General features: G+C 42.4%; 4 protein-coding genes. 1 reads left to right on the forward strand and 3 read right to left on the reverse strand.

What is annotated here, in order from left to right; genetic code table 11:
* Positions 1-2: 2 nt before the first annotated feature.
* From BCU94_RS03945 to BCU94_RS03955, 3 genes are all read right to left on the reverse strand, one after another.
* Positions 3-2,318 (reverse strand): TonB-dependent receptor, encoded by a 2,316-nt coding sequence (locus BCU94_RS03945; RefSeq protein ID WP_102475664.1) that lies wholly within the window; start codon positions 2,316-2,318, stop codon positions 3-5.
* A 401-nt stretch (positions 2,319-2,719) separates the two neighbouring features.
* Positions 2,720-3,142, reverse strand: a complete 423-nt coding sequence (locus tag BCU94_RS03950; protein ID WP_102475665.1) for a hypothetical protein — start codon at positions 3,140-3,142, stop codon at positions 2,720-2,722.
* 302 nt (positions 3,143-3,444) lie between these two features.
* Positions 3,445-4,647: an ammonium transporter gene (locus BCU94_RS03955; RefSeq protein WP_102475666.1), complete on the reverse strand. Its 1,203-nt coding sequence runs from the start codon at positions 4,645-4,647 to the stop codon at positions 3,445-3,447.
* Between the two features lie 443 nt (positions 4,648-5,090).
* On the opposite strand from BCU94_RS03955, the gene BCU94_RS03960 reads away from it, so the two are divergent.
* The gene (locus tag BCU94_RS03960) at positions 5,091-6,152 is read left to right on the forward strand and encodes a polysaccharide lyase family 7 protein (protein WP_102440716.1); all 1,062 of its coding nucleotides are present in this window, start codon (positions 5,091-5,093) and stop codon (positions 6,150-6,152) included.
* Positions 6,153-6,377: the final 225 nt, after the last annotated feature.

The following is a 6,377-nucleotide window of genomic DNA, read 5'->3' on the forward strand; positions in this document are numbered from 1 at the left end:
AATTAAAATTCAAATGTCGCAGTTAAGTTGGCGTTTCTTGCATCACCAAGATACATGAATGAGCCTGAGCGATATGCCGCAGTCCAGTACTCCTCATCGAGAACATTACCCACATTAATCCGGAAGGTTAATGCTTCTGTCGCATTGTAATTAGCAAATAAACTCACCACTTGATAAGCCGGTACCACTACGCTGTAACGGTCATTTTCAGGATCATATCCTGCTGCTGTGTCAGGCTGTCCGCCGTACATTTCGCCTTGATAAGTGTAACCACCACCAATGACAAACATGTCATTAATCTCATAACGGAGCTGTAAATAGGCACTTTCATCAGCAAAGTTACTCAGTTTTTTACCGATATAATCTTCATTAAATGATTCAAGTACTTCTGAGTCCATTAATGACGCTGAAAGCTGAATACTAAAGGCATCAGTAATGTTACCCACCATGCCAATTTCAATCCCTTCTACACGGTTTTTACCGGTATTGAGGCTACCTAAGGTTGAATAGCTATCACCGACGCTTTCCATTACATCATCTTTAGTGATTTGGAATACCGAGGCAGAAAACATCACGCTATCGTCAAACAGCATCCATTTAGTACCCAGTTCAATATTCTCAACCAATTCTGGATCCGCTGCCAGTACTTGCTCAGGTGTGCCACAAAGTCCACCATAACCACAACTTGCGCCAAGGTCTGACTCACCGCCATTGATGTTAGTCGCGGTACTGTAGCTGGCGTATATATTGCCTGCTTCTGTCAGGCTATACACTAAGCCAACATGGCCGTTATACATGCTGTCGGAATAGTCATATAAAATATCACCATTACCGCTACTTGAAGTGTCATTGGTGTAATCAAAGCTATCTTGTCTGAAGCCGAAAAAGAGTTCTACCTCTTCGGTGATTGCCACGGTATCCATGAAGTAAGCCGAGATGGTTTCGATGTTATATATGGCATCAGATGCCCCTTTTGAATAAGTACGGCCCATCAGCTGGTCGATATTATCAACTTCATCGCCATTACCATCAATAATACAGTAAGCACCAGACTCGCCTCGGCGGCCATCGACGATACAATTAGTGGCGTTATTATTGACGATATCATACAAGCCGTTATCCACTGATTCATCGCTATATTCGAGTCCAAATACCCACTTATTCTCCATACCTAAAATATCGGTATTCCAAAATAAGTTGAACTGAGTGTTCCAGTATTCAACATCTTGGCGTCCTTGATGGGTGCTAATGGTTAAGGTTTCAGCCCCCGGCGCGTCAACATCGCTGGCTGCGCGATTAGTGCCACTCATACCCGTAGTTATATAGCCATTTTCAGTGCGACCAATACGAGTAGCATTGTAGAAAGTTAAGCTGTCTGAAATGTCATATTCGGTACGCAAGGTAAACGTGCTGACATCAGAGCTGAGAAAGTCAGAATCTTGAGCATAAACTGGAATATCTTCGATTGGCTTGCGAGTATCTTGGTCAAAGTAGCTACCTAAATCAGCCACATCATCGGCCTTCATGTAGTAACCATCGGCGATAAATGACAAAGCATCAGTCGCTTCATACACTAAAGACAATTGAGCACCATTTCTTTCTGAGCTAATGCCTTCACGGCCCGGCTTATCTTCATCGGCAATCAGGCCGTTAATTCGCAGCGCGACATCTTCAGTTAGCGGCACGTTATAATCAACAGTAAAACGAGTGTGATCATCGGTACCGACTGCGGCATCAACGCGGCCAAAGTTATAAGCAGTTGAGGCTTTTTTGGTGACACTGTTAACGGCACCGCCTGATGATCCGCGTCCAGCAAAGGTTGAACTTGGGCCTTTGGTTATTTCCACTTGTTCGGTGGCAAAACTTTCACGGGTGGTCATGCCCGGATCGCGCAAACCATCAACAAACACATCACTGCGGGCTTCATGGCCACGAATAATATAGCGATCACCAAAAGCATTACCGTTTTCACCGGTGCCCAAGGTCACACCCGCTTGGGTAGACAAAATATCTTTTAAATCGGTTAAGCCAGATTCTTGAATTTGATCTTGAGTCAGTACCGTGATCATTTGTGGGGTATCAACTAGATCGGCAACGCGACGTTTATCCCCTGATGTATCGTAAAAATACACCGAACTTTTCACCCCGTGGACTTCAATGCGCTCGATGGCTTCTTGTGACTGGCATTCAATATTTTCGCTTTTATCGCAAGCTTCAGTTTCTACTTCAGCAGCATAGGCAGGAGCGCCACTAAAAAACAAGGCGGTAGCAACGGCTTTTGCACCTAGGGATAACGACGTGTGATAGCGAGATTTCATATTAAAAACAATCCTTTTGTTAGAACCAACTAATTTAGGAGGCGATACTAACAAAGTGGCAACAACAATGTAAATAGAAACCATTATCATTTACATTAGTGTTTGAATTGTAAATTTAGTGATGTGAGACGTTTTGCTGAACCAACTGTGTTAGCAAGTCCCACGCAACAACTTACGGATTACACAAGACATTGACTAAACAAGACATTGACTAAACAAGACATTGATTAAAGAAGGTATTAATTCAAGAGGGGTATTGATTAAAGCGGCGAGTAATTAAAGCGGCAGCAATAAAAATGGGCTGACCTGTTATAGATCAACCCATTGTAAAAAATAAGCTTATTTTTATAAGCTGAGCAAACTAGTCTTAAAAAGACCTAAGCCTAGTTCTAGTTAAAGAACTAGATAAGTGGGTTACCACCTTTACTTTCCACCTGACCGATAACTTCAATATTGCTTAGGGTCGATAAAATACCCCATTGCTGAATCGTCATCATGTCAGTCACTTCAGCGGCACTAAAGCTCAAACGTAAACCATCTTTTTGATATTCTTTTGCTAAGTTACTTGGCAGAATTTGCTGACCATCGTCAGTTAAAATGCCCCAAAATCCACCTTCAAGATCAAAATATCTTACAGTCCCTTGTTGCATAGCGATCCCTTTTTCAGAGCTAGTATCAGGTTTTTCCATTTCAGCCGTTTTTTCTACAGGGGCTGCTTTTACCACTGCTGGTGCTGGCTCAGATTGTGGTTCAACTTGCTCATTACAGCCTTGAACAAGTAATAAAGCAGCGATAGATGCAGATAAGGTTAATGATGTGCGCATGGGAGATTCCTTTTAAGCAAAATTTAAAAACAGTTTTAAACCGATCTGATTAACTGTTTCAAGAACGAATGTGTTACGAGCTAACGCTTTAGCAACTAAGTAAGCTGAGTTTACCAGAAACACAGGCCTGTTTAGTGTCCGTAGCGTGCTTTTTATAAACCACAACTAACATCGACAATACATGAGACTCATCAAATATAGCAATAAGATCAATTAAGGCGCCTATTAGCGCCTTAATTAAAGTATTACTCACCAAAGCGATTTATGCCGCTAGATTTATGCCGCTATTAGTGCGTAACAGACTATTTATCTGAGTTGGTAGAACCAATCTTATGGATCGCTAGATCAGCGCCAATAAATTCATCTTCTTGGCTTAAACGTAAGCTAGAGATTTTATTGACGACGCCATACACAATAAAACCACCAATAAGCGCCACGGCAACCCCAGCGACAGTGCCAACCACTTGAGACATTAAGCTTACGCCACCTAATCCACCAAAAGCTTGCTGACCGAATATGCCTGCAGCAACGCCGCCCCACACACCACATAAACCATGTAATGGCCAAACGCCTAATACATCATCAATTTTAGTACTGCGTTGTAAACGGGTATACACCATCACAAATAAACCACCGGCCACACCGCCAACAATAAATGCCCCTACTGGGTGCATTAAGTCAGAACCAGCACACACAGCCACCAAGCCTGCAAGCGGGCCGTTATGGATAAAACCAGGGTCATTTTTACCGACAATCAACGCGATAATGGTGCCGCCAACCATGGCCATTAAACTGTTTACCGCCACTAAGCCACTAATGCCATCAAGGGTTTGCGCTGACATAACATTAAAGCCAAACCAACCGACAATCAGTATCCATGAACCGAGTGCCAGAAACGGAATATTAGAGGGTGCAAATGCCACACCCGGTTTACGGCCTTGGCGAGAGCCCAATACATATATCGCCACCAGCGCTAACCAGCCACCCATACCGTGTACCACTACCGAGCCTGCAAAGTCATGGAACTCAGCGCCAAAGGTGTCATTTAACCAAGTTTGAAAACCAAAGTTACCATTCCAAATCATGCCTTCAAACAGTGGGTATACCAACGCTACGATCAAAGCTGATGCTAATAAGAAAGGTTTAAAACTGCCGCGCTCGGCAATGCCACCCGATACGATGGCAGGGATTGCTGCTGCAAAGGTGAGTAAGAAAAAGAACTTAACCAGCTCGTAGCCGTTATTAGCCGTTAGCGCATCAGCACTGACAAAAAAGTGACTGCCATATGCTATTTGGTAGCCAATGACAAAGTACGCCAGCGCTGAAAAAGCAAAATCAGTTAAGATTTTAACTAGCGCATTCACTTGGTTTTTATGCCTAACAGTACCGACTTCTAAAAAGGCAAAACCCGCATGCATTGCCAGCACCATAATGGCACCAAGTAAGATAAATAATGTATTTGCACTTTGTGCCATGACGCTAATTGCATCACTAATGTTATCCATGCTTATCCCCATAAGTTTTTCTTTTATTAAATTCAGGGACTTACAAAAGCAAGAATTATTCCGTTATTAAGGTTTTGTCATACTAATTTGTACCAGTAAGGTGCAAGACATTGATGAATAAGGTGAAATAGCACCAATTACGCCCTAAATAAGTGCATAAATAACGATTAGCTAGTCGCTAAAGCAATATTAAATAACAAGGGTTGCACCACTGTGGATCACTCAACAAACTAACCGCCACTCACTGGTGCAAACCCATGCTTGATATCAATATTTTTACAGTGAAAACCACTGACAGCACGGCTAAACCTCAAATAGTGCACAAAGTTAGCTTAATTGTGCAGCAAAAAATTCATTTCCCTATCTCGATCACACTTTTGTAATACAATAATACTGTAGTATCCTTAAGCAATGAAATAGAGTTAATCCTAAGGGTAAAAACAATGAAAAAGCTCCATCTTAGTATACTAGCGGTTGCTATTCTTGCAGGTTGCTCCGCGACCTCACCGGCTCCACAAGTAAAAAAAGAGTTCAACTACGATCTCACTAAATACAATCTTGATGCGACTAAAGCGCCAGCACAAAACTTTGACCTAACAAAATGGAAAATCACCCTTCCTGAGCTAACTACAGAAGGCTCGCGTAAAGGCAAAGCCTTAGAGATTAATCGCCACGACCTTGGTAATACCCAAACCCCTTACGTTCACCCTGAGTGGTTTTATACCGACCCTAAAACCGGTGCCTTGGTTTTTGTTGCACCAAATGAAGCGCCTACAACGCCAAATAGTAAAAACACCCGTAGCGAATTACGCGGCATGTTGGCTGAAAAATACGATGATCCAAAAACCAATTTTGTAATTGCCTCTCACCCAGATGCAAGCGAGTACGGCGCAATTGGCGGCCAACTGAAAGCTACATTGGCAGTTGATCAAGTCAGTACCAGTGGTGAATACCGCAAGAACAATGCCTTTGCAGTGGTTATTGGCCAAATTCATGGTTCTGATAACGAGCCATTAAAAATCTTATATCGTAAGCTGCCAGGTCACGAATTTGGTTCACTGTCTTGGAACTATGAGCTAAATCCAATACCAGAATTACAAGATGCCAGAGATAGTAACGGCAAGAAGCTACGTAAAGATATTCGCCATAATGTATTCGGCACTTACAACCTACGTGAGCACCATGACGATCCACAAGATGGTATCCGTCTAGGAGAAATATTCTCTTATGAAGTGAATGTTGAAGGTGACATCATGAAGCTTACTTTCACCAAAAATCCTGGTGAAGCAAACGAAATCGTTAAAACCTTTGATGTGAACCTAGCAGAAGGTAATTACCAAGGTCACGAAGTTGACCAAGGTTACCAAGCTGATTGGATGTACTACAAAGCCGGTGTTTACAATCAATGTAATACCAAAGCCAGCAGCTCAAACTGTGAGTGGCGTGGTATGGAAGCCGGTGACTATGCTCAAGCAAGCTTCTATGAGCTAGAGCTTAATCAGTAACCGCTATTTTATTGATCTTTAATGGCGTTAAATCGCCGTTAGCTATATCGCCCAATGCATTGTCATTGGGCGTTTTTTTGTAGCGTTAATTATTAATTTTAACCCTGATTCAGGACTCATTGCTTCAATAGCTGCGCCAAGCAGTCGCTTATCGATATAAACAACCGACCTCTTATCTATACAAAATAGTTAAACATTTGCCTCTACAGCTGCGCTATTCAGTTG

The organism is Shewanella sp. 10N.286.52.C2, assembly GCF_002874545.1.
In the GTDB taxonomy this organism is placed as follows: Bacteria; Pseudomonadota; Gammaproteobacteria; order Enterobacterales; family Shewanellaceae; genus Shewanella.

Bases quoted from the DNA above. Each gene is read 5' to 3' on its own strand.
- BCU94_RS03945 (WP_102475664.1), bottom strand. From the start codon at position 2,318: ATGAAATCTCGCTATCACACGTCGTTATCCCTAGGTGCAAAAGCCGTT.
- BCU94_RS03950 (WP_102475665.1), bottom strand. From the start codon at position 3,142: ATGCGCACATCATTAACCTTATCTGCATCTATCGCTGCTTTATTACTT.
- BCU94_RS03955 (WP_102475666.1), bottom strand. From the start codon at position 4,647: ATGGATAACATTAGTGATGCAATTAGCGTCATGGCACAAAGTGCAAAT.
- BCU94_RS03960 (WP_102440716.1), top strand. From the start codon at position 5,091: ATGAAAAAGCTCCATCTTAGTATACTAGCGGTTGCTATTCTTGCAGGT.